Here is a 26,703-nt window from a genome sequence, read left to right as displayed (position 1 = left end):
CCGGACCTCCGCCCGCCGTCTTGCCCAGCACACTCCGGCGGCGTCGCTCATCCCCGTAGCGCGCACATCCCCCCCGGTTCGTGTTCGACAAGGAGGCTGCCCATGTCCGCCGAACCGTCCTTCCCCACTCCGTCCCCCACTCCGCCGTCCTCTCCCCGCTTCGGTGTCTGGCTCGTCGGAGCACGCGGCTCCGTCGCCACCACCGCGATCGCCGGCTGCGCCGCCGTCGCCGCGGGCCTGCACCCGCCGACCGGCATGGTCACCGAGACCGCCCCCTTCGCCGACGCGGGTCTGCCAACGTTGTCGTCGCTCGTCTTCGGCGGCCACGACACCCTCGACTGCCCGCTGCCCAAACGCGCCGAACACCTCGCCGCCGGCGGCGTCCTGCCGCACGGCCTGCCCTCCGCGGTGGCCGCCGAACTGGCCGCCGCCGACCGGGAGATCAGACCCGGCGGCCCGCTGCCGGGCCACGACGACGACCGCACGCAGGACGAGCTGATCGCATCGTTCGCCACCGACATACGTGACTTCGTACATGCCCAGGGCCTGGCGGGCGCCGTCGTCGTGAACGTCGCCTCGACCGAACCGGCACCGTCCGCCGACGGGCCGCTCCCGGCCAGCTCGCTCTACGCCGCCGCCGCCCTCCGCGCCGGCTGCCCCTACGTCAACTTCACCCCCTCCACGGGCCTCCACCACCCGGCTCTGACGGCCACGGCCGCCGCCGCGTCCGTCCCTTACGCGGGCCGCGACGGCAAGACCGGGCAGACCCTGCTGCGCTCCGTACTCGGCCCGATGTTCCTGCAACGCGCCCTCGCCGTGCGCGCCTGGTCCGGCACCAACCTGCTCGGCGGCGGCGACGGTGCCGCCCTTGCCGACCCCGCCGCGGCCGCCGCGAAGAACGCCGGCAAGGAACGCGTCCTCGCCGACACCCTCGGCGCCGCGCCCCAGGGCGAGGTGCACATCGACGACGTGCCCGCGCTCGGCGACTGGAAGACGGCCTGGGACCACATCGCCTTCGACGGCTTCCTCGGCGCCCGCATGGTCCTCCAGACCACCTGGCAGGGCTGCGACTCGGCCCTCGCCGCGCCTCTCGTCCTCGACCTGGCCCGGTTGCTGCTGCGCGCCGCCGACGTCGGACTGACCGGCCCGCGCCCGGAGCTGGGCTTCTACTTCAAGGATCCGGACGGCGACGCGCCGGCGGCGCTCGGCGAGCAGTTCGCCGCACTGGTGGACTTCGCCCAGCGGCTCGGAGACCCACGATGAGCGGCGGACGACGGCGCGCCTGGGCCGAACTCCTGCGCCTGCCCGCCCTGTTCACCGTCCCCGGCGACGCCCTCGCGGGCGCGGCCGCGCTCGGTGCCCGCCCCGGCCGCGGCACCCTCCTCACCATCGGCTCCTCGCTGTGCCTGTACGAGGCGGGCATGGCCCTCAACGACTGGGCGGACCGCGCCGAGGACGCCGTCGACCGCCCCCACCGCCCGATCCCCTCGGGCCGTGTCCGCCCGGGCTCGGCCCTGACCGCCGCGGTCGCCTTCACCGGAGCCGGCGTGGGCCTGGCGTTTCGCGCGAGCCGCACCGCGGGCCTGCTCGGCACGGCCCTCGCGGCCACGGTCTGGGCGTACGACCTGGGCCTGAAACGAACCCCGGCAGGACCGCTGGCCATGGGCGCGGCCCGAGGCCTGGACGTCCTCATGGGCGCGGCCGGTTCGCAAGCGGCCGGGCCCGGTGCCGATGCGGTCGAGCGATCCGGGCCGAGCGGGCGGTCCGGAGCGGCGGCACCCGGGGCCGGGCGACTTAGCCCGTTGCTGCGCGCAGCCGGTTCACAGGGCGCGACCGGAACCGTCGGCGCCTGTGGTGTCCTGCGGCCCGCCCCGGGCGGGCTGGCAGCAGCCGCTCCCGCGGCCCTGGCCCTGGCGGTCCACACCGCCGCCGTGACCACGGTGTCCCGCAACGAGACGACCGGCGGCGCACCCCTCGCTCCCGCCGCGGCCCTGGCCACCACCGCCGTTCTGACCAGGCACCTCCTCAAGCTCCCGGCAGGCCGAGGCGCAGCAGCCGCCCTCGGCCTGCCGGGTCCCACCGCATACGCCGCGACCACCGTCCGCCCCCTTCTCCACGCCGTCCTCAACCCGTCCCCGCCTCTGACCCAGCGAGCCGTCGGCGCCGGAATCCGCGCCATGATCCCGCTCCAGGCCGCCCTCGCCGCACGCGCGGGGGCGCCAGGACCGGCTCTGGCCACCGCCGCCCTCGCCCCGCTCGCCCGCCGCTTCGCGAAGAAGGTGAGCGTCACGTGAGCCCGCACCCGGATCCGCACCCGCAGCGCAGCGCCCCGAGCAACACTTCGGGTACCGCCGAGCGGAGCGCCCCGCGTTGGGGCTACGGCACCAACGGCCTCACCGATCTCCGGCTCGACGACGCCCTGGCCCTCCTCGCCGACCTCGGCTACGACGGCGTGGGTCTCACGCTCGACCACATGCACCTGGACCCGCTGACCCCGGATCTCGCCGAACGCACCCGCCAGGTCGGCCGCGCCCTGGAGCGCCACCGGCTCACGGCCACCATCGAGACCGGCGCCCGCTACGTCCTCGACCCGCGCCGCAAACACGGCCCCTCCCTCCTCGACCCCGACCCGGACGCCCGCGCCGCCCGCACCCGGCTGCTCCTGCGCGCCGTCCAGGTCGCCGCCGACCTGGGCGCCCACGCGGTGCACTGCTTCAGCGGGATCACCCCCGACGGCACCGACCCGGACACCGCCTGGAAGCACCTCGCCGACGGACTCGGCACCGTCGTAACGGCCGCCACCGACGCCGGCGTCCCCCTCGCCATCGAGCCGGAACCCGGCCACCTCCTGGCCACGCTCGCCGACTTCCACCGGCTGCGCCACGCCCTCGGCAACCCCGACGCCCTCGGTCTCACCCTCGACATCGGTCACTGTCAGTGCCTGGAACCGGAGTCACCGGCCGACTGCGTGCGCGCGGCGGCGCCCTGGCTGCGGCACGTCCAGATCGAGGACATGCGCCGCGGCGTCCACGAGCACCTGCCGTTCGGCGACGGTGAGATCGACTTCCCGCCCGTGCTCGACGCGCTCGCCGCCACCGGCTACCAGGGCCTGACCGTGGTCGAACTGCCCCGTCACTCCCACGCAGGACCCCAATTGGCCGCACGCTCCCTGGAGTTCCTCCGAACAGCAGCACGAGGAGGCAGCGCATGACCCGGCCCGCCACCGTCGCGGCACTCCGCGCCCACCTCGACACCACCCTGACGGGAGCCGCCCGCGCCTGGCTCGACCAGGCCCTGGCCGAAGCCGCGGCGTACACCGGTAGTCCCAGTAGCCCGGGTGACGCCGGTGAGAAGACGCCGCCTGTATGGGAATTGAGGTTCGCGGAGGCCGGCCGCCGCTCCGGCCAGGACCACGCCGACGCCACCCGCGTCCTCCTGCTGCACGCGGCCCGCGCCGACACGGACACCCTCACCCGCCTGTACGCGCAGGGCACCGCTGCCGAACGCCGCGCCGTACTGGAGGCGCTGCCCCACCTCGTGCCGGGCCCCGAAGGGCTGCCGCTCGTCGAGGACGCGCTGCGCACCAACGACACCCGTCTCGTCGCCGCTGCCGTCGGCCCGTACGCCGCCGAGCACCTGCCCGCCCACGACTGGCGGCACGCCGTCCTGAAGTGCCTGTTCACCGGCGTCCGTGTCGACGCCGTCGCCGAACTGCGGCGACGCGCCCACGGCGACGCCGAACTCGCCCGCATGCTCGGTGACTTCGCCGAGGAGCGCACCGCCGCGGGCCGCACCGTCCCCGAGGACCTGCACCGCGTGCTGACCCTGACGGCACCCGCGAAGGAGGAGTCCTGATGCGCATCTTCGATCCCCACATCCACATGACGTCGCGCACCACCGACGACTACCAGGCCATGTACGCGGCCGGGGTCCGCGCCCTCGTCGAACCCGCCTTCTGGCTCGGCCAGCCCCGCACCTCGCCCGCCTCCTTCTTCGACTACTTCGACGCGCTCCTCGGCTGGGAACCCTTCCGCGCCGCCCAGTACGGCATCGCGCACCACTGCACGATCGCCCTCAACCCCAAAGAGGCCAACGACCCGCGCTGCACACCCGTCCTGGACGCCCTGCCGCGCTACCTCGTCAAGGACAACGTCGTCGCCGTCGGCGAGATCGGCTACGACTCCATGACCCCCGCCGAGGACACCGCGCTGGCCGCACAGCTGCAGCTGGCCGCCGACCACGAACTGCCCGCGCTCGTCCACACCCCGCACCGCGACAAACTCACCGGCCTGCGCCGCACCCTCGACGTGGTCCGCGAGTCGGCGCTGCCCGTCGAGCACGTCCTGGTCGACCACCTCAACGAGACCACGGTCAAAGAGGCCAAGGACGCCGGGAGCTGGCTCGGCTTCTCCGTCTATCCCGACACCAAGATGGACGAGGACCGCATGGTCGAGATCCTGCGCTCCTACGGATCCGAGAAGGTCCTCGTCAACTCGGCGGCCGACTGGGGAAAGAGCGACCCGCTCAAGACCCGCAAGGTCGCCGACGCGATGCTCGCCGCCGGCTTCACCGACGACGACGTGGACCAGGTCCTGTGGCGCAACCCGGTCGCCTTCTACGGACTGAGCGGCCGCCTCCAACTCGACGCGCCCCCCTCGCGGGAAGCGACCCACGAGGGCAACTCCATCCTGCGCGGAGGGGCGTGACACATGCGCTTCCGCCACCCCGACGGGTCCACCGTCCACCTCGCGTACTGCACGAACGTCCACCCCGCCGAAACCCTCGACGGAGTCCTCGCCCAGCTCCGCGACCACTGCGAGCCCGTCCGCCGACGCCTCGGCCGCGACCGCCTCGGCATCGGCCTGTGGCTCGCCAAGAACGCCGCCCGCACCCTGACCACCGACCCGGCGGCACTGCGCGGCCTGCGCGCGGAACTCGACCGGCGCGGCCTCGAAGTCGTCACACTCAACGGCTTCCCCTACGAAGGGTTCGGCGCCGAAGAGGTCAAGTACCGCGTCTACAAGCCGGACTGGGCCGACCCCGCCCGCCTCGCCCACACCAGCGACCTGGCCCGCCTGCTTGCCGCGCTGCTTCCGGTCGACGTCACCGAAGGCACCATCTCCACCCTGCCGCTCGCCTGGCGTACCGCCTACGACGAGCGGAGCGCCGACGCCGCCCGCACCGCCCTGGTCACCCTCGCCGAACGCCTCGACGCCCTTGCGGAGTTGACCGGCAAGTCCATCCGCATCGGCCTGGAACCCGAGCCCGGCTGCACCGTCGAGACCACCGCCGACGCCATTGCCCCGCTCTCCGCCGTCGCTCGGCCCGACCGCATCGGTCTCTGCCTCGACACCTGCCACCTCGCCACCTCCTTCGAAGACCCCGGGACAGCGCTCGACGGCCTCGCCGCCGCCCACGTCCCCGTCGTCAAATCGCAGCTCTCCGCCGCCCTGCATGCCGAACACCCCCATCTCCCCGAAGTCCGCGAGGCCCTCGCCGCCTTCGACGAGCCCCGCTTCCTGCATCAGACCCGCACGGTCACCGCCGACGGCCTGCACGGCACCGACGACCTCGGCCCCGCCCTCGACGGCGCCGCCCTGCCGGACGCCTCGCCCTGGCGCGCCCACTTCCACGTCCCGCTGCACGCGGCCCCCGCCGCTCCGCTCACCTCCACGCTCCCCGTCCTCAAGGACACGCTGACCCGCCTCGTCGGCGGCGCGCACCCGCTCACCCACCACCTCGAAGTCGAGACGTACACCTGGCAGGCCCTGCCGCCCGCACTGCGCCCCCGGGCAAGGACCCAGCTCGCCGACGGCATCGCCGCCGAACTCGCCCTCGCTCGCGATCTGTTGACCGACCTCGGCCTCAAGGAGCTGCCATGACGGACACTCGCCCCACCCCGCTCCTCGTCCTCGACGTCGTCGGCCTCACCCCCCGTCTCCTCGACCACATGCCGCACCTCAAGTCCCTCGGCCAGTCCGGCTCCCGCGCGCCTCTCGGCACCGTCCTGCCCGCCGTCACCTGCGCCGCACAGTCCACGTTCCTGACCGGCACACCGCCGTCCGAGCACGGCATCGTCGGCAACGGCTGGTACTTCCGCGAACTCGGCGACGTCCTGCTGTGGCGCCAGCACAACGGCCTCGTCTCCGGCGACAAGATCTGGGACGCCGCCCGTCGCGCCCACCCCGGCTACACGGTCGCCAACATCTGCTGGTGGTACGCCATGGGCGCCGACACCGACATCACGATCACCCCCCGCCCCGTCTACTACGCCGACGGCCGCAAGGAACCCGACTGCTACACCCGGCCCCCGGCCCTGCACGACGAACTCACCGACAAGCTCGGCACGTTCCCCCTCTTCCACTTCTGGGGACCCGGCGCCGACATCGTCTCCAGCCAATGGATCATCGACGCCACCCGCCACGTCATGGCGACCCGGCACCCCGACCTCACTCTGTGCTACCTCCCTCACCTCGACTACGACCTGCAGCGCTTCGGCCCCGACGACCCCCGCGCCCACCGGGCCGCCGCCGAACTCGACACGGCCCTCGCCCCGCTCCTCGACGACGCGCGCGCCGAGGGACGCACCGTCGTCGCCCTCTCCGAGTACGGCATCACGCGCGCCGACCGCCCCGTCGACATCAACCGGGCCCTGCGCCGCGCCGGCCTCCTCGAAGTGCACACGCAGGACGGCATGGAGTACCTCGACCCGATGACCTCACGGGCGTTCGCCGTGGCCGACCACCAGATCGCCCACATCTACGTGCGCCGCCCCGAGGACCTCGACGCCACTCGTGCCGCTCTCGCCGACCTGCCCGGCATCGAGCGACTCCTCGACGACGAGGGCAAGAAGGAGCAGCACCTCGACCACCCGCGCTCCGGCGAACTCGTCGCGATCGCGGAACCCGACGCCTGGTTCACGTACTACTACTGGCTCGACGACGCCCGCGCGCCCGACTTCGCGCAGCTCGTCGAGATCCACCGCAAACCCGGCTACGACCCGGTCGAGCTGTTCATGGACCCCCGTGACCCCTACGTCAAGGTCAAGGCCGCGGGCGCGCTCGCCCGCAAGAAGCTCGGCCTGCGCTACCGCATGGCGGTCGTGCCGCTCGACCCCTCACCTATTCGCGGCAGCCACGGCCGCCTCCCCACGAGCGACGACGAAGGTCCGCTCATCATCAGCTCCACCCCCCATGCATTTCCCGGCCGTGTCCCGGCCACCGCAGTGAAATCGCTCCTCCTCGACCTGGCAGGCCTGAGCTGAGCCGCACCTCGGCTCAACCCGCGCCTGACCAGGACCAGTTACAGAGAGTGAAGCATGCATCACTGACGACACGCCAGCGGTATCCACCAAATCTTTCTCGCCGCTCGATCCGCTCGATCTGATCGATCCGCTTGACCCGCTCGACCTGCCCCATCCACCCGCACGTCGAAGAGAGGCACCCGTGACCGACTTCCAGGACACCCCCGCCGACGACGCTCTCAGACAGCGTCTCGGCATCAACCGCCGCCGCTTCCTCAGCACCTGCACCGCCGTCGCCGCGGGTGCGATCGCCGCGCCCGTGTTCGGCGCCGCGCCGTCCTTCGCCCAATCCCAGACCGGTGGCGGTGGCGGGCACGGCCATGACCACGGCCACGGCGGGCACGGCCGTGGCAGCGAACTCGTGCCCGCGAACAAGCGCGGCATCATCCTCTACACCGTGCGGGACGCGACCGGCCGCGACCCGCTCGCCACCGATCTGCCCTCCGGCTTCCGCGAAGTGTTCAAGGAACTGGCCCGTCACGGGTACAAGCAGGTCGAGTTCGCGGGGTACGGCCAGCACGCCAACGCTCCCGGCGGCGCCAACCTCGAGTCCGTCGCCGGGGCCAAGCTGCTCCGCTCCTGGCTCGACCAGTACGGCCTGCGCGCCCAGGGCAACCATGGCTTCATCCCGTCGTCATGGCCGCTCAGCCAGGCCGACATCGACACGTTCAAGAAGCACCTGGAAATCGCCAACATCCTCGGCATGGACCACATGGGCACCGGTGGCGACCCCACCAACAGCTCCTACAAGGCGGACTGGGACGTGGCCGCCGACAAGTGGAACGCCCTCGGCGCCATCGCCCACAAGGCCGGCATCAAGCTCTACACCCACAACCACGACGCGGCCTACGGATTCCTGCTCGACGGCGGCCCGCTCGACGCGCAGGGCCGCCCGACCCGCAGCTCCGGCATCCGCAAACTGGAGTACTTCCTCAAGGGCACCGACCCGAGGACGGTCTGGCTCGAGATGGACATCTTCTGGGCGCACGTCGCGCAGTACAAGTTCCACACGTACACCGCGCACGACGGCTCCCAGCGGGAGAAGGTCTTCGATCCGGCCGGGCTCGTCGTCCGCAACAACAAGCGCTACCCCCTGTTCCACGCCAAGGACGGCACCCGCAACGAGACGAGCGGGGAGGGCTACGACATGGGGGTCTTCGGTGAGGGCGTCATCGACTACCGCACCTTCTTCAGCCGGGTCGGCGAGAAGAACTACCGCAACCCCATGGTCGAGCAGGACAACGCGCCCAGCGACACGGACCTCGGCCAGTCCCTGAAGTACGCGAAGATCGGGTACGACAACCTGGCGGCGCTGCGCAAGAAGCGCTGACCGTACGAGCACCGAGCTCACAGAGCCTCGTGCGTACAGAGCCTCGTGCGCACCGAGCATCGAGCGCAAGGAGAGGGGCCCGGCCACCAGGCCGGGCCCCTCTCCATCCTCACCAGTACTTACTGCTGCTCACAGCGCGGTCGCGTCCCGCTCCCTTCCCGGTTGGCGCAGCAGCAGCGCGACCGCCGCCGCGAGCATGGAGATCCCGCCGGCCAGCGCGTATGCCCCGTTGTAGCCCCACGCGGCGACCACCATCGAGCCGAGCCCGCCGCCGAAGAGGCCGCTGACGAGCTTGCCGCTGTAGACGAGCCCGTAGTTGGTGGCGTTGTAGTTCTCACCGAAGTAGTCCGGGGTCAGCGCCGCGAACATCGGGTAGAAGGCGCCGCCGCCGAAGCCCGACAGGAAGGCGAAGACCAGGAACAGCCACTCGCTGCGGATGTCGCCCGCCCAGATCACGCCGAACTGGGCGAGTCCGAGGACGACGATCACGAAGACGAGGCTCGGCTTGCGGCCCATGATGTCCGACAACCAGCCGACGACGGCACGGCCGACACCGTTGATGACCGCCATCACGCCCATCGAGGACGCCGCGACCAAGGGGCCGAAACCGACTTCCTTGGCGAAGTCCACCTGGAAGGAAATGCCGAAGATCGACACTCCGGCCGTCAGTACCAGACTCAGCCACATCAGCGGCAGCATGCCGGTCCGGATCGCTTCTTTGGGCGTGAACTGACGTACCGCGGGCGGATTCTTGGCGAGGCTCTTCTCGCTCTTGCCCGATCCGGTCCTGTCCAGCGGGTCGATCGCGGCCGGCCACCAGTTCTTCGGCGGATCCCTGAAGAAGAAGGCGCAGACCAGAACGACGACCAGGACGTACACGCCGATCATGTCGAGCACCCGGTGGTAGTTCGACGTGTCGAAGCCGTAGTTGAAGATGAAGATGAACGGCAACGACCCGTAGGCGAAGCCGCCGTTGACGAATCCGGTCTTGCCGCCCTTACGCTCCGGGAACCATTTGCCGACCATGTTGATACAGGTCGCGTAGACGAGGCCGGAGCCCAGTCCGCCGATGACGCCGAATCCAAGGATCGCCAGCCACACATTGTGGAAGTGGGACAGCGCGAGAAATCCCAGCATGCACATGAAGGCGCCGATCATCGTCGCCCTCTTGGCGGTCAGGATCCCCTTCTCCCGCAGCCACCCGGCCGGGAAGGCGATACCGGCCTGGAAGAACACCCAGATGCTCAGGATCCAGAAGGTGTTCGACTGCGACCAGCCGTGGGCGCTGGACAGGGTGTCCTCCGCCGAGCCGTACGCGTACTCGGACACGCTGATGGCCATCATCGCGAGCCATGGCAGATACACCATGAACTTACGGGAATGGCCGAGGATGTCGCGGTCCGTCTCGCCGATGCGATAGACGCGGCCGTTCTCGTCGGTCATCTCTCGGAATCTTGTGCCGGTGGCCGGTGCAGTACTGCCTGTGGCGATGGGCTCCGCCGTCATATCAAGCCATCTCCTCACCGAGCGGTTGCGGATTGGGTCGAATGTCACGGGACTTGGGCCTGCCGGGTGGGGACAGGAAGAGCGCGATGAAGCCGGCGAAGAACGAGATGCAGCCCGCGAGCATGAAGGCACCGGAATGCCCCCAGGCGCCGACGACCAGGGCGCCAAGACCCGCGCCGAGACCGGAGACGAGCTTGGAGCTGTAGACCATTCCGTAATTCGTCGCGTTGTTGTTCTCGCCGAAGTAGTCCGCGGTGAGAGCCGCGAACATCGGGAAGATGGCGCCGCCGCCGAAGCCGGAGACCGCGGAGAAGATCAGGAACAGCGGCAGATTCTTGGCCTCGGCCGACCAGAGGATGCCGAACTGGGCGAGCCCGAGGATGACGCACACGGCGAGCAGACACTGCTTGCGGCCGTACCGGTCGGAGAGCCAGCCGATGACGCCGCGCCCGGTGCCGTTGACGATCGCCTTGAGCGACATCGCGGTGGCCACGATCCCTCCGGCGAAGCCCGCCTCCTCGCCGATGTCGACCTGGAAGGCGATGCCGAAGATGTTCACACCGGAGGTGCAGGCCAGACAGAACCACATGAGCGCCACCCGGCCCGTCCTCCAGGCCTCCATGGGGGTGTACTGCTTGACCGCCGGCGGGTTCTTCTCCAGGGAGCGGCGGGCACGCGGGTCCTCGGGCGGGGGAGCGGGTTGATGTTCGCGGGCCACCAGTTCTTCGGCGGGTCCTTGAAGAAGTAGCCGGCGGACGCGACCATCGCGGCGAGCAGGACCCCCACCGAGAGCAGCACCCAGCGGTAGTTGGTCAGGTCCATGTAGCCGGTGAACAGGAAGACGAAGGGCACCGAACCGTAGGCGAAGCCGCCGTTGACGAATCCGGTCTTGCCGCCCCTGCGCTCCGGATACCATTTGCCCACCATGTTGACGCAGGTGGCGTACACCATGCCCGCGCCCATGCCGCTCAGCACACTGAAGCCGATGTAGGCGACGACGACGTGCGGCGCGAGGGCCAGCGACAGGTACCCCATGAAGGTGCCCGAAGCGCCGATCATCATCGCCCAGCGGGCCGGCAGTCTGCCGCTCTCACGCAGCCTGCCCGCGGGGAAGGCCACGGCGGCCTGGAAGAACACCCACACGGTCATCATCCAGAAGATGTGCAGGCTGTTCCAGTCGTGCGCGGTGTGCAGGGTGTCCTCTGCGGACGCGAAGGCGTACTCGGCGGAGGAGATCCCCATCATGCCCACCCAGGGCAGGATCACCATCCACTTGCGCTTGCGGCCCATGATGTCGATATCGGTCTCGCCGACCCGGTACACCCGGCCGTTGACGTCCGCCACCTCCCTGTAGGGGACGGCAGCGGACAGATCGGTTGTGGTCATGACGGTCGCACCCCTTGCATCGAAAGATTCGGCCAGCGCCCCCTGTCCAAATTGCTTTCGTGTGCGCGCGGGTCCTGGGTCCGGCCGGCGCACACCGCCGGCCGGACCCGTCGCGGTCACCTCATCGGCCGCCCCCCAACAACCCCGCGGCGCGCGCCCATTGATACTTGGCACCCAGTACGGCCACCGGCTTCTCCGTCGTGTACGGGTACGCGACCACGCCGCGCTCGAAGAGGTACTGGCAGGCCTCCTCGACCTCGACGTCCCCGGCCAGCGACGCGACGACGGGCTTCTCGATGCCGCGCTCCCGGAACTCCCGGACCACGCGGGCCGTTACCTCCGCAAAGACCATGGGAGGGGTGACGATGGTGTGCCAGTAGCCGAGCACGAGCGCGTGAATGCGCGGGTCCTCCAGGCCGAGGCGGATCGTCGCCTCGTACGTCGACGGCGGCTCGCCCCCCGTGATGTCGACGGGGTTGCCCGCGGCCCCGAAGGGCGGGATGAACTTCCGGAAGGCGGCGTCCAAGTCGGCCGGGATCTCCATCAGTTGGAGCCCGTTGTCCGTCACGGCGTCCGACAGCAGCACACCGGAGCCGCCCGCACCCGTGATGATCACGACGTTGTCGCCCTGCGGTGCGGGCAGCACGGGCAGCGCCCGCGCGTACTCCAGCATGTCGTTCAGGCCCGGGGCCCGGATGACACCGGCCTGCCTGAGGATGTCGTCGTACACGGCGTCGTCGCCGGCCAGGGCGCCCGTGTGCGACCCGGCGGCCTTCGCGCCCGCGGCGGTCCGCCCGGCCTTCAGGACGACGACGGGCTTCTTCGGTACGGTCGCCCGCGCGGCCTCCACGAAGGCGCGCCCGTCCTTGAGGTCCTCCAAGTGCATCGCGATGCACTGGGTGTGGGGGTCCTCGCCGAACCAGGTGAGCAGGTCGTCCTCGTCCAGGTCGGACTTGTTGCCGAGCCCCACGATCGCCGAGACACCCGTCTTCGTGGTGCGCGCGAAGCCGAGGATGGCCATCCCGATGCCACCGGACTGCGAGGTGAGTGCCACGCCGCCCTTCACGTCGTACGGCGTGCAGAACGTGGCGCACAGGTCGTGCCACGTCGAGTAGTAGCCGTAGATGTTCGGACCCAGCAGCCGCACCCCGTGCTTCTCACCGATGGCCACGATCTCGTCCTGGAGGGCCACTTCCCCGGTCTCGGCGAAGCCGGACGGAATGAGCACCGCGTTCGGGATCCCCTTGCGTCCCACCTCCTCCAAGGCCGCTGCCACGAACTTGGCGGGGATCGCGAAGACCGCCACATCCACCTCACCGGGGACTTCCGTGACACTCTTGTACGCCTTGCGGCCCAGAATGTCATCGGCCCTGGGGTTCACCGGATGGATCTCTCCGGAGAAGCCGCCGTCGATGAGGTTGCGCATGACCGAGTTGCCGATCTTGCCCTGTTCGTTGGACGCGCCGATCACGGCGACCGAGCGCGGCTGCATGAGGCGCCGCATCGTGGTGAGGATCTGCTCGCGGGTGTACGTACGCCGTGGCTTCGGCGCCCCCGCGGCGAGGATCACCCGGATATCGGCGGCGACCGCGCCCTCGGGGGTGGCGATGACCGGGTTGAGGTCGACCTCGGCGATCTCCGGGAAATCAGTGACCAGCCGGGAGACGCGGCGGATCTGCTCGGCCAGCGCCCATCGGTCGACGCCCCGTGCGCCGCGCACCCCGCGCAGTACCTCGGCCGCACGGATGGAGTCGAGCATTCCGACCGATTCGTCGGCGTCCACCGGAGCGAGCCGGAAAGTGACGTCCTTCAGTACTTCCACCAGCACGCCGCCGAGCCCGAAGGCGACGACCTTGCCGAACGTCGGGTCGGTGACCGCCCCGACGATGACCTCCTGCGTGTCAGGACCAGTGGGCAGCAGTTCCTGCACCTGAACACCCTCGATGCGGGCATCGGGCGCGTACGCGCGCGCGTTCTCGATGATCCGGTGGAACGCGGCGCGTATGTCGGCCGCGCCCTCCACGCCCACGACGACACCGCCCGCGTCGGTCTTGTGCAGGATGTCAGGGGAGACGATCTTCAGCACCACGGGCTTGCCGAAGCGCGCCGCGGCCGCCACCGCCTCGTCGACATCGGTGGCCAGGTCCTCGCCGGGGACGGCGATCCCGTATGCGTCGGCGATCACCTTCCCCTCCGGCGCGGTGAGTGCCGCGCGTCCCTCGGCCCGTACGGCGTCGAGCAGCGCGCGTACCGTCAGCTCACGGTCCTCGGCCATCAATCAGATCACTCCGTTCGACTTGAGCAGGAGCAACTCCTCGTCGCCGAGCCCGAGTTCACCGACGAAGACCTCTTCGTTGTGCTGACCGAGCAGCGGGGAACTGGTGACGTCCACGGGGGAGTCGGAGAGTTTGAGCGGGGAGCCGACCGTGGTGAAGGAGCCGCGCTGCGGGTGCTCCACCTCGACGACCATCTCGTTCGCGACGAGCGAGGCGTCCTCGATGATCTCCTTGGTGGAGAGGATCGGGCCGCACGGGATGTTGTGCGCGTTGAGCTTCTCCAGGACCTCCCACTTGGGGAGCGTCGAGGACCACTCCTCGATCAGCTGGAACATCTTGTTGAGCTTGGGAAGGCGTGCCTGCGGGGAGGCCCACTCCGGGTCGGCGGCGAGTTCGGGCCGTCCGATCAGCTCGCTCAGCGGCTGCCAACCCACCGGCTGCACGATCACGTACACGTAGTCGTTGGGTCCGCCGGGCACGCACTTGACGGCCCAGCCGGGCTGTCCGCCGCCCGAGGCGTTCCCGGAGCGTGGCACCTCGTCGCCGAAGTCCTCGTTCGGGTACTCGGCCAGCGGGCCGTGCGCGAGGCGCTGCTGGTCGCGCAGCTTGACGCGGCACAGGTTGAGCACCGCGTGCTGCATGGCCACGTTCACCCGCTGCCCGCGCCCCGTGCTCTCCCGCTGGAGCAGGGCGGCCAGGATGCCGGCGACGGCGTGGATGCCGGTTCCGGAGTCACCGATCTGGGCGCCGGTGGCGAGCGGCGGCCCGTCCTCGAAGCCGGTGGTCGACATGGAGCCGCCCATCGCCTGGGCCACGACCTCGTACGCCTTGAAGTTGGTGTACGGGCCCTCGCCGAAACCCTTGATGGACGCGTACACGATCCGCGGGTTGATCTCCTGGATGCGGTCCCAGGTGAACCCCATGCGGTCGACGGCTCCGGGCCCGAAGTTCTCGACCATCACATCGGAGCGGCGGATGAGCTCGGTCAGCAGCTCCTTGCCGCGCTCCGTCTTGGTGTTGAGGGTGATGCTGCGCTTGTTGCAGTTGAGCATCGTGAAGTAGAGGGAGTCGACGTCCGGGATGTCACGCAGCTGCCCGCGTGTGATGTCCCCGGTCGGGGCCTCCAGTTTGACGACGTCCGCTCCGAGCCACGCGAGGAGCTGGGTGGCGGAGGGCCCCGACTGGACGTGGGTCATGTCGAGGACGCGTATGCCTTCGAGAGCCTTGGTCACGAGGGACTCACCTCACTACTTGTACATGGTCTGGTTCATGGTTCCGGGGGCGTACGCGTCCGGATCGACCCATACGTTGATCAGCGACGGCTTGCCCGACTCGCGCGCGCGGCGCAGTGCCGGACCGATGTCGGCGGGGTCGCGGACCTCTTCGCCGTAACCGCCCAGCATCTGGGCGAACTTGTCGTAGTGGACGTCGCCGAGGGTGTTGCCGACGCGCTCGCGCTCATCTCCGTACTTGGCCTTCTGGCCGTACCGGATCTGGTTCATCGAGGAGTTGTTGCCGACGATCCCCACGAAGGGGAGGTTGTAGCGCACGAGCGTCTCGAAGTCCCACCCGGTCAGGGAGAAGGCGCCGTCGCCGAACAGGGCGACGACCTCCTTGTCGGGCCGCGCCTGCTTGGCGGCGAGGACGAAGGGGATGCCGACGCCGAGCGTGCCGAGCGGCCCGGGGTCCATCCAGTGGCCGGGCGACTTGGGCTGCACGACCTGCCCGGAGAAGGTGACGATGTCGCCGCCGTCGCCGATGTAGATCGAGTCTTCGGTAAGGAAGTCGTTGATTTCGCTGACGAGCCGGTAGGGGTGGATGGGGGAGGCGTCGGAGCGCAGGCTCGGCAGCCGCTTCTCGATCGCCGTCTGCTCGGCGGCGCGCAGTTCGTCGAGCCACTCCTTGCGCTTGGCCGCGCCGCCGTTGATACGCCCGGAGGCGGCCTCGGTCACCTGCTTGAGGACGAGGCCCGCGTCGCCGACGATGCCGAGGTCGACATCGCGGTTCTTGCCGACGGTGCGGTAGTCGAGGTCGATCTGCACCACGGTCGCGTCCTGCGACAGCCGCTTCCCGTAGCCCATACGGAAGTCGAAGGGCGTGCCGACGATGATGATGAGGTCGGCGTTGGCGAACGCGTAGCGGCGCGACAGCTGGAAGTGGTGCGGGTCGCCGGGCGGCAGGGTGCCACGGCCCGCGCCGTTCATGTAGGCGGGTACGTTCAGGGTGCGCACCAGGTCGATGGCGTCCGCCGTGCCCCGCGTCGTCCATACCTGGCTGCCGAGCAGGATCGCCGGCTTCTCGGCGTGCACCAGGAGGTCGGCGAGCTTCTCGATGGCCTCCGGGTCACCGGCGGACTTGGTGGAGGCCCGGTACTGGCCGGGCTTGGGCACCCGCGCCTTCTCCACCGGCACCTTCGCGTCGAGCACGTCGCGGGGTATCTCCAGGAAGGAGGGCCCCGGCGCCCCGTGGTAGCACTCGCGGAACGCCATGGAGACCATGTCGGCCGCCCGCGCGGTGTCCGGCACCGTCGCGGCGAACTTGGTGATCGGGGTCATCATGTCGACGTGCGGCAGGTCCTGCAGAGACCCCATCTTGTGCTGGGTATGGGCTCCCTGGCCGCCGATGAGCAGCATCGGTGACTCCGCGCGGAACGCGTTGGCGACACCGGTGACGGCGTCGGTGGTGCCGGGTCCTGCCGTGACGACGGCGCAGCCGGGCTTGCCGGTGATGCGCGCGTAACCGTCGGCGGCGTGCGCGGCGACCTGTTCGTGGCGTACGTCGACGACGTCGATGCCCTCGTCGACGCAGCCGTCGTAGATGTCGATGATGTGGCCGCCGCACAGGGTGTAGATGACCTCCACCCCCTCGGCCTTGAGTGCCTTGGCGACCAGATGCCCACCGGAGATCTGTTCCTGGCCGTGGTCCGCATCGGACTGGGGCATGACGAAGTCCCGTCCCTTCTTAGGGGATTGAAAGAGCAGGTCGGGGGCGTGGCAGGCACGACTCCGGCACGGCTCTGGTGCGTCGCTCGTACATTGCATACAGTCGACGAATACTGTATGAACCTTGTTATCCCGCATCCGATCGGTGGTGTCCAGGGGGCGTGCGGCACTTTCGAGTCAGGAGCCGAAATGGACCTGTACGAGCACCAGGCAAGAGAACTCTTCGCGGAACACGGCATCTTGGTACCGCGAGCCGAGGTCGCCGACTCGGCGAAGGAGGCCCGCGAGATCGCGCGCAGGCTCGGCGGCCGCGTCGTCGTCAAGGCGCAGGTCAAGACCGGAGGCCGCGGCAAAGCGGGCGGTGTCAGGTTCGCCGCGGACCCGGCCGCCGCCGAGATCACGGCACGCCAGATCCTCGGCATGGACATCAAGGGCCACACCGTCCGCACGGTGATGCTGGCCCAACCCGTCGACATAGAAGCCGAGTTCTACGTCTCCTACGTCCTCGACCGCGCGGCCGGCACCTTCCTCGCCATCGCCTCCGCCGAAGGCGGCATGGAGATCGAAGAGATCGCCGCCACCCGGCCCGAGGCCGTGGCCCGGATCCCCGTCGACCCGGCCGAGGGCGTCACCACGGCCAAGGCCGCACAGATCGCCGAGGCGGCCGGACTTCCCCCGCAGACCGTCGACGTCCTCGTCCGGTTGTGGGGCGTTCTCACCCGTGAAGACGCCGTCCTCGTCGAGGTGAACCCCCTCGTGCGCACGGCGGAGGGACAGATCCTCGCACTCGACGGAAAAGTGACCCTCGACGACAACGCCCGCTTCAGACGCGAGCGTTGGGGAGCGCAGGAGGTCACGCACGACGACCCGCTGGAGGCAGAGGCGGCCGCCAAAGGCCTCAACTACGTGAAGCTGGACGGCGAGGTCGGCATCATCGGCAACGGCGCGGGCCTCGTCATGTCGACCCTCGACGTCGTCGCCGGCTGCGGCGCCCGCCCCGCCAACTTCCTCGACATCGGCGGCGGCGCCTCCGCCCGGACCATGGCCGACGGTCTGAACGTCATCCTCTCCGACCCCGCCGTGAAGTCCGTCCTCGTCAACGTATTCGGCGGCATCACCGCGTGCGACGCCGTCGCCGACGGCATCGTGAAAGCCCTCGACAGCGTCCGGCTGACCAAACCGCTCGTCGTCCGGCTCGACGGCAACAACGCCGAACGCGGCCGCGCCATCCTCGACAGCCGCGCCCACCCGCTGATCCGGCAGGCCGCCACGATGGACGACGCGGCGCGGCAGGCAGCCGACCTCGCCCTCACCTCCAACGCCCTTTAAGGAGCCGGGACATGGCCATCTACCTCACCCAGGACAGCAAGGTCCTCGTCCAGGGCATGACCGGCGCCGAGGGCATGAAACACACCCGCCGCATGATCGCCGCGGGCACGAACGTGGTCGGCGGCGTCAACCCCCGCAAAGCCGGCCGCACCGTCGACCTCGATGACCGCGCCGTCCCCGTCTTCGGCAGCGTGCGCGCCGGCATACAGGCCACCGGAGCCGACACCACCGTCGTGTTCGTGCCACCCGCCTTCGCCAGAACCGCCGTCGTCGAGGCCGCCGACGCGGGCATCCCGCTCGCCGTCGTCATCACGGAGGGCATCCCGGTCCACGACGCCGTGGCCTTCCACGCGCACGCCCGCCGCCAGGGCACTCGCGTCATCGGCCCGAACTGTCCCGGCCTGATCACCCCCGGCCGGTCCAACGCCGGCATCATCCCCGCCGACATCACCACATCAGGCCGCGTCGGACTCGTCTCCAAGTCAGGCACGCTCACTTACCAACTCATGTACGAGCTGAGGGATATAGGCTTCTCCACCTGTGTCGGCATCGGCGGCGACCCCGTCATCGGCACCACCCACATCGACTGCCTCGCCGCCTTCGAGCACGACCCGGAGACCGAACTCGTCGTTCTCATCGGAGAGATCGGCGGCGACGCCGAGGAGCGGGCCGCCGCATACATCCGCGACCACGTCACCAAACCGGTCGTCGCCTACATCGCCGGATTCACCGCACCCGAGGGCAAGACCATGGGCCACGCGGGTGCCATCGTCTCCGGTTCCTCCGGCACGGCGCAGGCCAAGAAGGAGGCCCTGGAGGCGGTCGGCGTACGCGTCGGATCCACCCCGACGGAAACGGCACGCCTCGTCCTCGAACGGCTCGCGGACGGTCAGTGACGCTTCTCATACGAGTCAACAGGCCCAATCCATAGGGCCTTTGGCATACGGGAGGTGCCGGCCGGGCACCTCCCGTCCAGCACGAAGAGCCATGACAAGTGCCCCGCCCCGACTGTGCACCGTGAGCGGAGATCAAAGCAATGGCAACCACCCTCACCACATCCACCACCCTCAAGGCCGGCACCTCCTGGGACGACGCCTGGCGACGCTGCCTCGCCGTCGCCCCCGAGGCCTTCCGGGACGACCGCGTCCTCAACCTCTGGGGCGGCGGCTGGCAGACCGACGGCCGCGCCCTGCCCGCCATCACCCCCGTCGACGGCAGCCCCATCGCGGGCCCGCCGCGCCTCGACGCGGACACCGCCCACCGGGCCGTACGCGCGGCGCTCGACCAGCACCGCGCCTGGCGGCACGTCCCCCTCGCCGAGCGGCGGGCTCGCGTCGCCGCCACCCTCGACGCCCTCACCCAGCACCGCGAACTGCTCGCCCTGCTCCTCGTCTGGGAGATCGGCAAGCCGTGGCGGCTCGCCCAGGCCGACGTGGACCGGGCCATCGACGGCGTGCGCTGGTACGTCGACGGCATCGACGGCATGCTCGGCGACCGCACCCCGCTGCCAGGACCGGTGTCGAACATCGCGAGCTGGAACTACCCGATGAGCGTGCTCGTTCACGCCATGCTGGTCCAGGCACTGGCAGGGAACGCGGTCATCGCGAAGGCCCCGACCGACGGCGGCGTCTCCTGCCTGACGCTGGCCTGCGCCCTCGCCGCCCGCGAGGGCATCCCCGTCACGCTCGTCAGCGGCAGCGGCGGGCAGCTGTCCCAGGCGCTGGTGCGGGCGCTCGAGATCGGCTGCGTGTCCTTCGTCGGCGGGCGCGACACCGGCGCCTCCGTCGCCACGGATGTCGCCGACCTCGGCAAGCGCCACATCCTCGAACAGGAGGGACTCAACACCTGGGGCATCTGGAACTTCACCGACTGGTCCAAGCTGACCGCGACGATCCCCAAGCTGTTCGACTACGGGAAGCAGCGCTGCACCGCCTACCCGCGCTTCGTCGTGCAGCGCGACGCCTTCGACGCGTTCCTCGCCGCGTACCTGCCGGCCGTCCGCACCCTGCGCGTCGGTCACCCGCTGGCCGTGGCGGACCCGTCGGACCCCTACCCGGAGCTGGACTTCGGCCCGCTCATCAACGCGGCGAAGGCCAAGGAACTGACCGACCAGGTGGCAGAGGCGATCGACCGCGGCGCCGTTCCGCTGTACCGCTCCACCCCCGAACCCGACCGCTTCCTGCCGGGCCAGGACACCAGCGCCTACGTCCACCCGGTCACGCTCCTCAACCCACCCCCCTCATCGCCTCTTCACCACGCCGAACCCTTCGGCCCGGTCGACACGATCGTCCTGGTCGACACGGAGGCGGAGCTGCTCGCCGCCATGAACGCCTCGAACGGCGCACTGGTGGCCACCCTCTCCACCGACGACGAGCAGACCTACGAACGTCTCGCCCCGCAGATCCGTGCCTTCAAGGTCGGCCACGGCAAGCCCCGCTCGCGCGGCGACCGCGAGGAGCTGTTCGGCGGCTTCGGCGCGTCCTGGCGCGGCGCGTTCGTCGGCGGCGAACTGCTGATCAGGGCCGTCACGGAAGGCAAGGCGGGGGAGCGGCTGCCCGGGAACTTTCCGGAGTACCACTTGATGCCCTGACCGCGGACGTAACGGCCCCGTCACTCCTGGTGAGACTGTAAAGCCCCAGGTCACGAGGGTCGGATACGCAGGTGAAAGCCACTCCGAAACCTTGGTATTGTTGTCCATGTCGCCGCGGGGAACACGCCGTGAACGACAGACACCTTGTCCGGGTGGCGGAATGGCAGACGCGCTAGCTTGAGGTGCTAGTGCCCTTTATCGGGCGTGGGGGTTCAAGTCCCCCCTCGGACACAGAGAAATCAGAAGTCGAAGAGCCCTGGCCGAGCCTGTCTCGGCCAGGGCTCTTCGCTGTCCGCAAGCGTCAGTGGTCGTCGCGCCCGGCGCCGGACGGCTTGCGCAGACGCAGATGCAGGACCGCGCCGCCGAGCAGGGCCACGGCGCCCGCGGCGGCGAGGACGCCCGCGGAGCCGCCGCCCGTCGCCGGGGTCTCGTCCTGCGCCGCGTGGGCATGGCCCGCGTGCACCGCGTCCGTGTGGACGTGGCCCGCGTCGGCCCGGGTGATCGCCTTGCCCGCGCCGATCGCGGCCACCTGGGTGCCTGACTGTTCGCGGGCGGAGAGTCCGGTGACCTCGCCGCTGCCCCCGTCGAAGAGCAGGTCCGAGCAGGAGAAGAAGTTCTCCTGGCTGTCGGAGCGGACCCACTGGACGAAGAGCATGTGGCGGCCGGTGCGTTCGGGCAGATGCAGATCCCAGTAGTAGTGGCCCGCTTCGGTGCCGGGGCCGCCGTCGTGCGGCGGGTTCTGGACGGTCTGCACCTTCTCCAGGTCCGACCAGCCCAGCGGCTGCTCCGGGTCGAAGCCCTCCTTGGTGACGTACACCTGGAACGCGCCCGGGTGGTGCGCCCAGTTGCTGTACTTCACCTCGATGGTGGACCCGGACGTCAGGTGGGTGACGGGCCAGTCGGTGCGGGCGGCGTTGTACGGCGAGAAGTTGTACGGGCTGCGGTCGCCCGCGCTGCACAGTTTGCCGTCCTCGACGTAGCCCTCGCCGCGGCCGCCCGCGTTGGAGTCGAGGACCGCGAACCAGTTGTAGAGCGGAGTGGTGCCGGCCTGCTGTACCGCCGCCTTGCACGCGGGGTTGGCCGGCATCTGGGTGGAGGAGTGGGCGAGCAGGTCCTTGTAGCAGAGGTAGGTACGGGATCCGGGCGTCAGGGCCACGCCGTGCGCCGAGGCCGTGCCGGGGAAAGCCAGCACGGCCGCGGCGGCGATGCCGAGGGCACCGGAGAGAGCGGCGGCTCTGCATAAGCGGGGAACGGTCATGGACGTCTCCTTCGGGTGTTTCCGAAGTTTCCGATGAACGGCTCACCCTCTTGTCGCCGCCGGAACGGAAAAGGTTGCCGCGTCCGGCGACGCCTCGGTCGGGGACGCCTCAGTCGGGGACGGCCCAGGCGTCCGGATCAGGCAGGGCGCACAGCGTCGACCACGAGGTTCAGGAGGCGTCCTGTCTTCTCCGGGCGGTTGATCGACGTGGTGGAGAGGAACACGCCGAGAAGCATCATCGTGACCTCCTCGGCTTCCACGTCCGCGCGCAGCGTGCCCGCCTTCGCCCCGGCGTCGAGGATCATCGCGATGGCCGCGGTGAGCCGTTCCCGCGTGGCCGGCGTCGCGATGCTGCCCGAGGCCCAGCCCGCGCGCAGCGTGTCCGACATCCCACGCTTGGCCGCGCAGAACGCGGCGTAACGGTCCACGAAGGCGCGCAGCGCGGCCTCGGGCGGGAGCTCGTCGAGGAACGAGGGGGCGCTGGTGACGACCTCGTCCAGCTCGGCGGAGTAGAGCGCTTCTACGAGGGCTTCGCGGGTCGGGAAGTGGCGGTAGAGCGTGCCGATCCCGACGCCGGCCGCGCGGGCGATGGCCTCGAGGGGAGGGGCCTCGTCCGTCGAGATGAAGGCGGCGCGGGCGGCGGCGAGGAGCTTCTCGCGATTGCGCCGCGCGTCGGCGCGGGCGGGCCGGCCGGCCGCACCCGTGGGGCGGCCGGGCGTCGCAGAATCGGGCGCGGTCAAAGCGGAGGCCCTCCGTTTAGTGTTACGGTCTCGGTAACGGAGTCCCTCCGTTTATCTCATCGTCTCACGAGGGCGGAACTGTCATGGCTTCCATCAACCGATCCGACCAGTTCACAGCCACCGGAGCGGCCCGGGCCGGCGGACCCGGCCCGCTCGCCGGGCGCACCGTCTCCCGCGTCGGCTTCGGCGCCATGCAGCTCGAACGCCTTCGGGGCGACCGCGGCGCCGCCGTCGCGCTGGTGCGCCGCGCCGTCGAGCTCGGCGTCGATCACATCGACACCGCCCAGTTCTACGGGCACGGCTTCTCCAACGAGGTCATCGCCGAAGCGCTGCGCCCCGAGGACGACGTCATCGTGGTCAGCAAGGTCGGCGCCGAACCCGACGCCGACGGACCCATCCCGCTGCGCCTCGCGCAGCGCCCCGAGCAGTTGCGGTCCGGCGTCGAGGACAACCTCAAGACCCTGGGGCTCGACCAGGTGCCCCTCGTCAATCTGCGCCGTGCCGACACCGGCCCCGGGCTGCGCGCCGAGGGTGACCAGGTCGTCGACATGGACGACCAGCTCGCCGTGCTGACCGCCCTGCGCGACGAGGGCAAGATCGGTGCGATCGGCGTCAGCAACGTCACCCCGGACCAGCTGCGCCAGGCACTCCCGGTGGGCGTCGCCTGCGTGCAGAACGCCTACAGCCTCGTGGCGCGCGACGACGAGGACATGCTGCGGCTCTGCCTCGCCGAGAACATCGCCTGGGTGCCGTACTTCCCGCTCGGCAGCGCCTTCCCCGGCATGCCGAAGGTGACCGACGAGCCCGCCGTCGCCGCCGCGGCGCGGGCGCTCGACAGCACCCCCGCGCAGATCGGCCTTGCCTGGCTGCTCCACCACGCCCCGAACGTGCTCCTCATCCCGGGCACCGCCGACCCGGAGCACCTGCGGGCGAACGTCGACGCGGGCACGGTCACGCTCGACGACGCGACGCTCGCCGCGCTCGACGCCGTCCCGACCCGTGCCGGGGACATCGAGCACGGTTAGGGCCGTTCTGGCGGCACCGGCCCGCATCGCCACGTAGGTCGGTCAGCGCTGGAGCACGGCGACGCCGCGCGGCGGCAGCGTGACCGTGGCGGTCGGCTCCGCCGAGGGGCGCAGCCGGTCGCGCAGGGGCGCGGGCAGTTCCACGAGGGCGCTGCTCGCGCCGTGGTTGAGCAGGAACAGGAAGCTGTGGTCCGCGCTCTCGCGGACGGTGGCCTGGACGTGCTCGGGCAGCCCGGGGAGCACCGGCCGGACACCGGCCCCGGCGCGTACCCGGTCCATCAGGGCGCGCAGCGCGCCAGGTTCCAGGCGGGTGCCGACGTACCAGGCTGTGCCCGATCCGTAGGTGTGCCGGGTGACCGCTGGGTGGCCCGCGAGGTCGCCGTCCGCGAAACGGGCGACGGCGTCGGCGCCCTCCAGGCCGATGGCCTCGGACCACAGGTCGGCCGAACCGTTCAGCTCGCCTTCCACGGATACGGAAGCGCCCTCGGCGAGCGGCCAGAACTCCTCGGTGCGCAGGCCGAGAAGACGGCGCAAGTAGGCCGGATAGCCTCCGAGTTGGACCCGGTCGCACGTGTCGACGATGCCGGAGAAGAAGGAGACGAGGAGGTGGCCGCCGCCCTCCACGTACGACTCGAGGCGGTGGGCGTTCTCCTCGCTCAGCAGATAGAGGTTGGGGACGACGACGAGTCGGTAGCCGGTCAGATCGCGGTCCGGCGGGATGATGTCGCAGGTGACGCCTGCCTCGAACAGGGCTTGATGGTGGGCGCGGTTGATGAGCGTCTGGTCGAGAGCGGTGGACGGATGCGAGTCGAGCTCCAGCGCCCACCAGCTGTTCCAGTCCGTCAGCAGCGCCACGTCCGCACGGGACCGGGTGCCGGCGATCTCCGGTACGGAATCCAACTCACGCCCCAGTTCGCTGACTTCACGGAAGATGCGGGTCTCCGCCCCGGTGTGCGGCAGCATCGCCGAGTGGAACTTCTCGGCGCCGCCCCGCGACTGACGCCACTGGAAGTACAGCACCGCGTCGGCGCCCTGGGCCACCGCCTGCCAGCTCCAAAGGCGCATGGTGCCGGGCTTCTTGGGGCCGTTGCGTGGCCGCCAGTTGACCGCGCCCGGTGCTTGTTCGAGCAGCATCCAGGGCTGTCCGTGCCGCGCCGAGCGCATCACGTCGAAGGTGAGGGCGGCGCCGAGATGGGCCTGCGGGTCGTACGGGTCCTGGTAGTAGTCGAGGGACATCACATCCTGATGCGGAGCCCAGGCGAACGCGTCGACCGGCTTGTGCTGCGGCATCAGGTTCGTCGTGATGGGGAGGTCCGGCGTGACGCGGCGCAGCACCGCGTGCTCGGCGAGATAGCACTGGCGCAGCGCGTCGTCGCTGAAGCGCCAATAGTCCAGCTGCTGGGCCGGGTTGGCGAAGGTCGGCGCGAGCCGAGGTGGCAGTACCTCCTCGAAGCTGTCGTAGCGCTGTGACCAAAAGGCCGTGGACCAGGCGTCGTTGAGGGCGTCGACCGTGTCGTAGCGCTCGCCCAGCCAGCGGCGGAAGTCCGCGGCCGAGACATCGCAGAAGCACCGCCGGGTGTGGCAGCCGTACTCGTTGCCGACGTGCCAGGTGTCCAGGGCCGGGTGCTCGGCGTACCGGGTCGCGAGCCGTTCGACGAGGCGGGTGGCGTGGGCGCGGTAGACGGGGCTGGAGGGGCAGTAGTGCTGGCGGCCGCCGGGCCATGTGCGGCGGCCGTCCTCCGTCTCCGGCAGGATCTCCGGGTGCAGCCGGGACAGCCACGGTGGCGGCGACGCGGTCATGGTGGCGAGGCAGACGCGGATCCCGGCGTCACCGAGGTGGTCCATGACGCGGTCGAACCAGCCGAACTCGTATACCCCGGGCCGGGGTTCGACCTTCGCCCATGAGAAGATCCCGGCCGTCACCATGGTGACCCCGGCCTCCTTCATCAGGCGCATGTCCTCGGCCCAGGTCTCCTCGGGCCACTGCTCGGGGTTGTAGTCGCCGCCGAAGTGGAGCCGGTTCTCTGCTGTCATGCGGGGACACACCTTCGGGTCGCCGGGACGCGGGGAGTTGCCGTGCGGCCTCAACTATCAATTAATTACGAAGTATTGTGAAGGCCGATCCCGTACCTGAGCCTCTGCCCGTGCCCCTCTCCGTGCCGCGACAAGGAGCAGCCTCATGACGCAGGACCCCCGCCCGGCAGGCCGCATCACCGACCGCTTCGCCGACCGGACCGCCGTCGTCACGGGGGCCGCCGCGGGTATCGGCGCCGCCACCGCGCGGCGCCTCGCCGAGGAGGGCGCGGCCGTGGTGCTCGCGGACGTGGACGAGGCCCGCGGAGCTCTTGTCGCGAAGGAGATCAGGGAGGGCGGCGGCCGGGCCGTGTTCGTCCGCGCGGATGTGGCCGACGAGGAGTGCTGGCCCCAAGTCGTGGCCGCAGCGCGCGAGTTCGGCCCGATCGATGTCCTGGTCAGCAACGCCGTGCAGGTCGAGGTCGCCCCTGCGCACGCGACATCCCCCGACTCCTGGAACCGGCAGCTGTCCGTCGGTCTGACCGCGGCCTTCCTCGGCGTGCGCGCCTGCCTGGACGATCTGCGTGCCGAGCGCGGAGCCGTCGTCCTCGTCTCCTCGGTACACGCCCACCACGGCATCCCCGGACATCCCGCCTACGCGGCGGCGAAAGGCGGGCTCCTCTCGCTGAGCAGCCAACTCGCCGTCGAGTACGGGCCCGAGGTGCGGGTCAACGCCGTGCTGCCGGGCCCGATCCTCACCGGGATCTGGGACCGGGTGCCCGAGGCCGAGCGCGCGGCGAGCGTCGCCGGAACCGCCGCGGGCCGGTTCGGCGCTCCCGCCGAGGTCGCCTCCGCCATCGCCTTCCTCGCCTCGCCCGAGGCGTCGTACGTCACCGGCTCCAGCCTGCTGGTCGACGGCGGCTGGAGCGTGGTCAAGTCCTCCGCGTGACGGCCGGGGCCCGGCCCCAACGGAACACCGATCTACCCGCGCTACCCGCGCCAAAC

General features: G+C 70.4%; 20 protein-coding genes, 1 tRNA gene and 1 pseudogene. 14 read left to right on the top strand and 8 right to left on the bottom strand.

The genetic code is table 11. From position 1 onward, the window contains the following. The first annotated feature begins 102 nt into the window (after window positions 1-102). From ACIREE_RS13825 to ACIREE_RS13790, 8 genes are all read left to right on the top strand, one after another. Window positions 103-1,263: an inositol-3-phosphate synthase gene (locus tag ACIREE_RS13825; RefSeq protein ID WP_404150678.1), complete on the top strand. Its 1,161-nt coding sequence runs from the start codon at window positions 103-105 to the stop codon at window positions 1,261-1,263. After that, window positions 1,260-2,294 carry an SCO3242 family prenyltransferase gene (locus ACIREE_RS13820; protein ID WP_404150676.1) on the top strand — a complete coding sequence of 345 codons (1,035 nt, stop codon included), beginning with the start codon at window positions 1,260-1,262 and terminating at the stop codon, window positions 2,292-2,294. The genes ACIREE_RS13825 and ACIREE_RS13820 overlap by 4 nt, the downstream gene beginning before the upstream one ends. Continuing rightward, window positions 2,291-3,211, top strand: a complete 921-nt coding sequence (locus ACIREE_RS13815; RefSeq protein ID WP_404150675.1) for a sugar phosphate isomerase/epimerase family protein — start codon at window positions 2,291-2,293, stop codon at window positions 3,209-3,211. Before ACIREE_RS13820 ends, ACIREE_RS13815 begins: the two co-directional genes overlap by 4 nt. After that, a complete protein-coding gene (locus tag ACIREE_RS13810; protein ID WP_404150673.1) occupies window positions 3,208-3,855 on the top strand; it encodes an EboA domain-containing protein in 648 nt (215 codons plus the stop codon). Before ACIREE_RS13815 ends, ACIREE_RS13810 begins: the two co-directional genes overlap by 4 nt. After that, the gene (locus tag ACIREE_RS13805; RefSeq protein ID WP_404150671.1) at window positions 3,855-4,706 is read left to right on the top strand and encodes a TatD family hydrolase; all 852 of its coding nucleotides are present in this window, start codon (window positions 3,855-3,857) and stop codon (window positions 4,704-4,706) included. Before ACIREE_RS13810 ends, ACIREE_RS13805 begins: the two co-directional genes overlap by 1 nt. 3 nt (window positions 4,707-4,709) lie before the next feature. Then, the gene (gene eboE, locus ACIREE_RS13800) at window positions 4,710-5,882 is read left to right on the top strand and encodes a metabolite traffic protein EboE (protein ID WP_404150669.1); all 1,173 of its coding nucleotides are present in this window, start codon (window positions 4,710-4,712) and stop codon (window positions 5,880-5,882) included. Continuing rightward, a complete protein-coding gene (locus ACIREE_RS13795) occupies window positions 5,879-7,264 on the top strand; it encodes a nucleotide pyrophosphatase/phosphodiesterase family protein (protein WP_404150667.1) in 1,386 nt (461 codons plus the stop codon). Before eboE ends, ACIREE_RS13795 begins: the two co-directional genes overlap by 4 nt. Before the next feature lie 181 nt (window positions 7,265-7,445). Continuing rightward, a complete protein-coding gene (locus ACIREE_RS13790) occupies window positions 7,446-8,633 on the top strand; it encodes a sugar phosphate isomerase/epimerase family protein (protein ID WP_404150665.1) in 1,188 nt (395 codons plus the stop codon). A gap of 129 nt (window positions 8,634-8,762) precedes the next feature. Here ACIREE_RS13790 and ACIREE_RS13785 read toward each other — a convergent pair whose 3' ends face one another. The 5 genes and pseudogenes from ACIREE_RS13785 to ACIREE_RS13765 all read right to left on the bottom strand — a co-directional run bounded on the left by ACIREE_RS13785 (window position 8,763) and on the right by ACIREE_RS13765 (window position 16,743). Then, on the bottom strand, window positions 8,763-10,139 hold the full coding sequence (locus tag ACIREE_RS13785) for an OFA family MFS transporter (RefSeq protein WP_404150663.1): 1,377 nt from the start codon (window positions 10,137-10,139) through the stop codon (window positions 8,763-8,765). Window position 10,140: 1 nt separating this feature from the next. Continuing rightward, window positions 10,141-11,525, bottom strand: a pseudogene (locus ACIREE_RS13780) (OFA family MFS transporter). Between the two features lie 121 nt (window positions 11,526-11,646). Next, window positions 11,647-13,800 carry an acetate--CoA ligase family protein gene (locus tag ACIREE_RS13775; RefSeq protein ID WP_404150662.1) on the bottom strand — a complete coding sequence of 718 codons (2,154 nt, stop codon included), beginning with the start codon at window positions 13,798-13,800 and terminating at the stop codon, window positions 11,647-11,649. Between the two features lie 3 nt (window positions 13,801-13,803). Next, entirely contained in the window at window positions 13,804-15,033 is a 1,230-nt protein-coding gene (gene frc / locus ACIREE_RS13770; RefSeq protein ID WP_404150660.1) for a formyl-CoA transferase, read from the bottom strand. A 15-nt stretch (window positions 15,034-15,048) separates the two neighbouring features. After that, window positions 15,049-16,743, bottom strand: a complete 1,695-nt coding sequence (locus ACIREE_RS13765) for a thiamine pyrophosphate-binding protein (protein ID WP_404150658.1) — start codon at window positions 16,741-16,743, stop codon at window positions 15,049-15,051. A gap of 189 nt (window positions 16,744-16,932) precedes the next feature. On the opposite strand from ACIREE_RS13765, the gene sucC reads away from it, so the two are divergent. The 4 genes from sucC (at window position 16,933) to ACIREE_RS13745 (ending at window position 20,893) form a co-directional block, all read left to right on the top strand. Continuing rightward, window positions 16,933-18,072 carry an ADP-forming succinate--CoA ligase subunit beta gene (gene sucC, locus ACIREE_RS13760; RefSeq protein WP_404150656.1) on the top strand — a complete coding sequence of 380 codons (1,140 nt, stop codon included), beginning with the start codon at window positions 16,933-16,935 and terminating at the stop codon, window positions 18,070-18,072. A gap of 11 nt (window positions 18,073-18,083) precedes the next feature. Further along, entirely contained in the window at window positions 18,084-18,968 is an 885-nt protein-coding gene (gene sucD / locus ACIREE_RS13755) for a succinate--CoA ligase subunit alpha (RefSeq protein ID WP_404150654.1), read from the top strand. A gap of 140 nt (window positions 18,969-19,108) precedes the next feature. Continuing rightward, a complete protein-coding gene (locus tag ACIREE_RS13750; RefSeq protein WP_404150653.1) occupies window positions 19,109-20,662 on the top strand; it encodes an aldehyde dehydrogenase family protein in 1,554 nt (517 codons plus the stop codon). A 146-nt stretch (window positions 20,663-20,808) separates the two neighbouring features. Then, window positions 20,809-20,893 (top strand) — tRNA-Leu (locus ACIREE_RS13745). 70 nt (window positions 20,894-20,963) lie between these two features. Here the strand turns inward: ACIREE_RS13745 and ACIREE_RS13740 are convergent. Both ACIREE_RS13740 and ACIREE_RS13735 read right to left on the bottom strand, forming a co-directional pair. Continuing rightward, window positions 20,964-21,920 (bottom strand): lytic polysaccharide monooxygenase, encoded by a 957-nt coding sequence (locus ACIREE_RS13740; RefSeq protein ID WP_404150651.1) that lies wholly within the window; start codon window positions 21,918-21,920, stop codon window positions 20,964-20,966. A gap of 137 nt (window positions 21,921-22,057) precedes the next feature. Next, window positions 22,058-22,660, bottom strand: a complete 603-nt coding sequence (locus ACIREE_RS13735) for a TetR/AcrR family transcriptional regulator (protein WP_404150649.1) — start codon at window positions 22,658-22,660, stop codon at window positions 22,058-22,060. An 83-nt stretch (window positions 22,661-22,743) separates the two neighbouring features. On the opposite strand from ACIREE_RS13735, the gene ACIREE_RS13730 reads away from it, so the two are divergent. Beyond that, window positions 22,744-23,685, top strand: coding sequence for an aldo/keto reductase (locus ACIREE_RS13730; RefSeq protein WP_404150647.1), 942 nt, complete (start codon window positions 22,744-22,746; stop codon window positions 23,683-23,685). 42 nt (window positions 23,686-23,727) lie between these two features. Here ACIREE_RS13730 and ACIREE_RS13725 read toward each other — a convergent pair whose 3' ends face one another. Continuing rightward, window positions 23,728-25,719 (bottom strand): beta-galactosidase, encoded by a 1,992-nt coding sequence (locus ACIREE_RS13725; RefSeq protein ID WP_404150646.1) that lies wholly within the window; start codon window positions 25,717-25,719, stop codon window positions 23,728-23,730. Between the two features lie 145 nt (window positions 25,720-25,864). Between ACIREE_RS13725 and ACIREE_RS13720 the strand changes: the two genes are divergently transcribed. Next, the gene (locus ACIREE_RS13720) at window positions 25,865-26,647 is read left to right on the top strand and encodes an SDR family NAD(P)-dependent oxidoreductase (protein WP_404150645.1); all 783 of its coding nucleotides are present in this window, start codon (window positions 25,865-25,867) and stop codon (window positions 26,645-26,647) included. Window positions 26,648-26,703 lie beyond the last annotated feature (56 nt).

It is taken from the genome of Streptomyces sp. NPDC102467, from assembly GCF_044765445.1.
Classification (GTDB): domain Bacteria; phylum Actinomycetota; class Actinomycetes; order Streptomycetales; family Streptomycetaceae; genus Streptomyces.
This window is presented reverse-complemented; position numbering and strand designations above follow the sequence as displayed.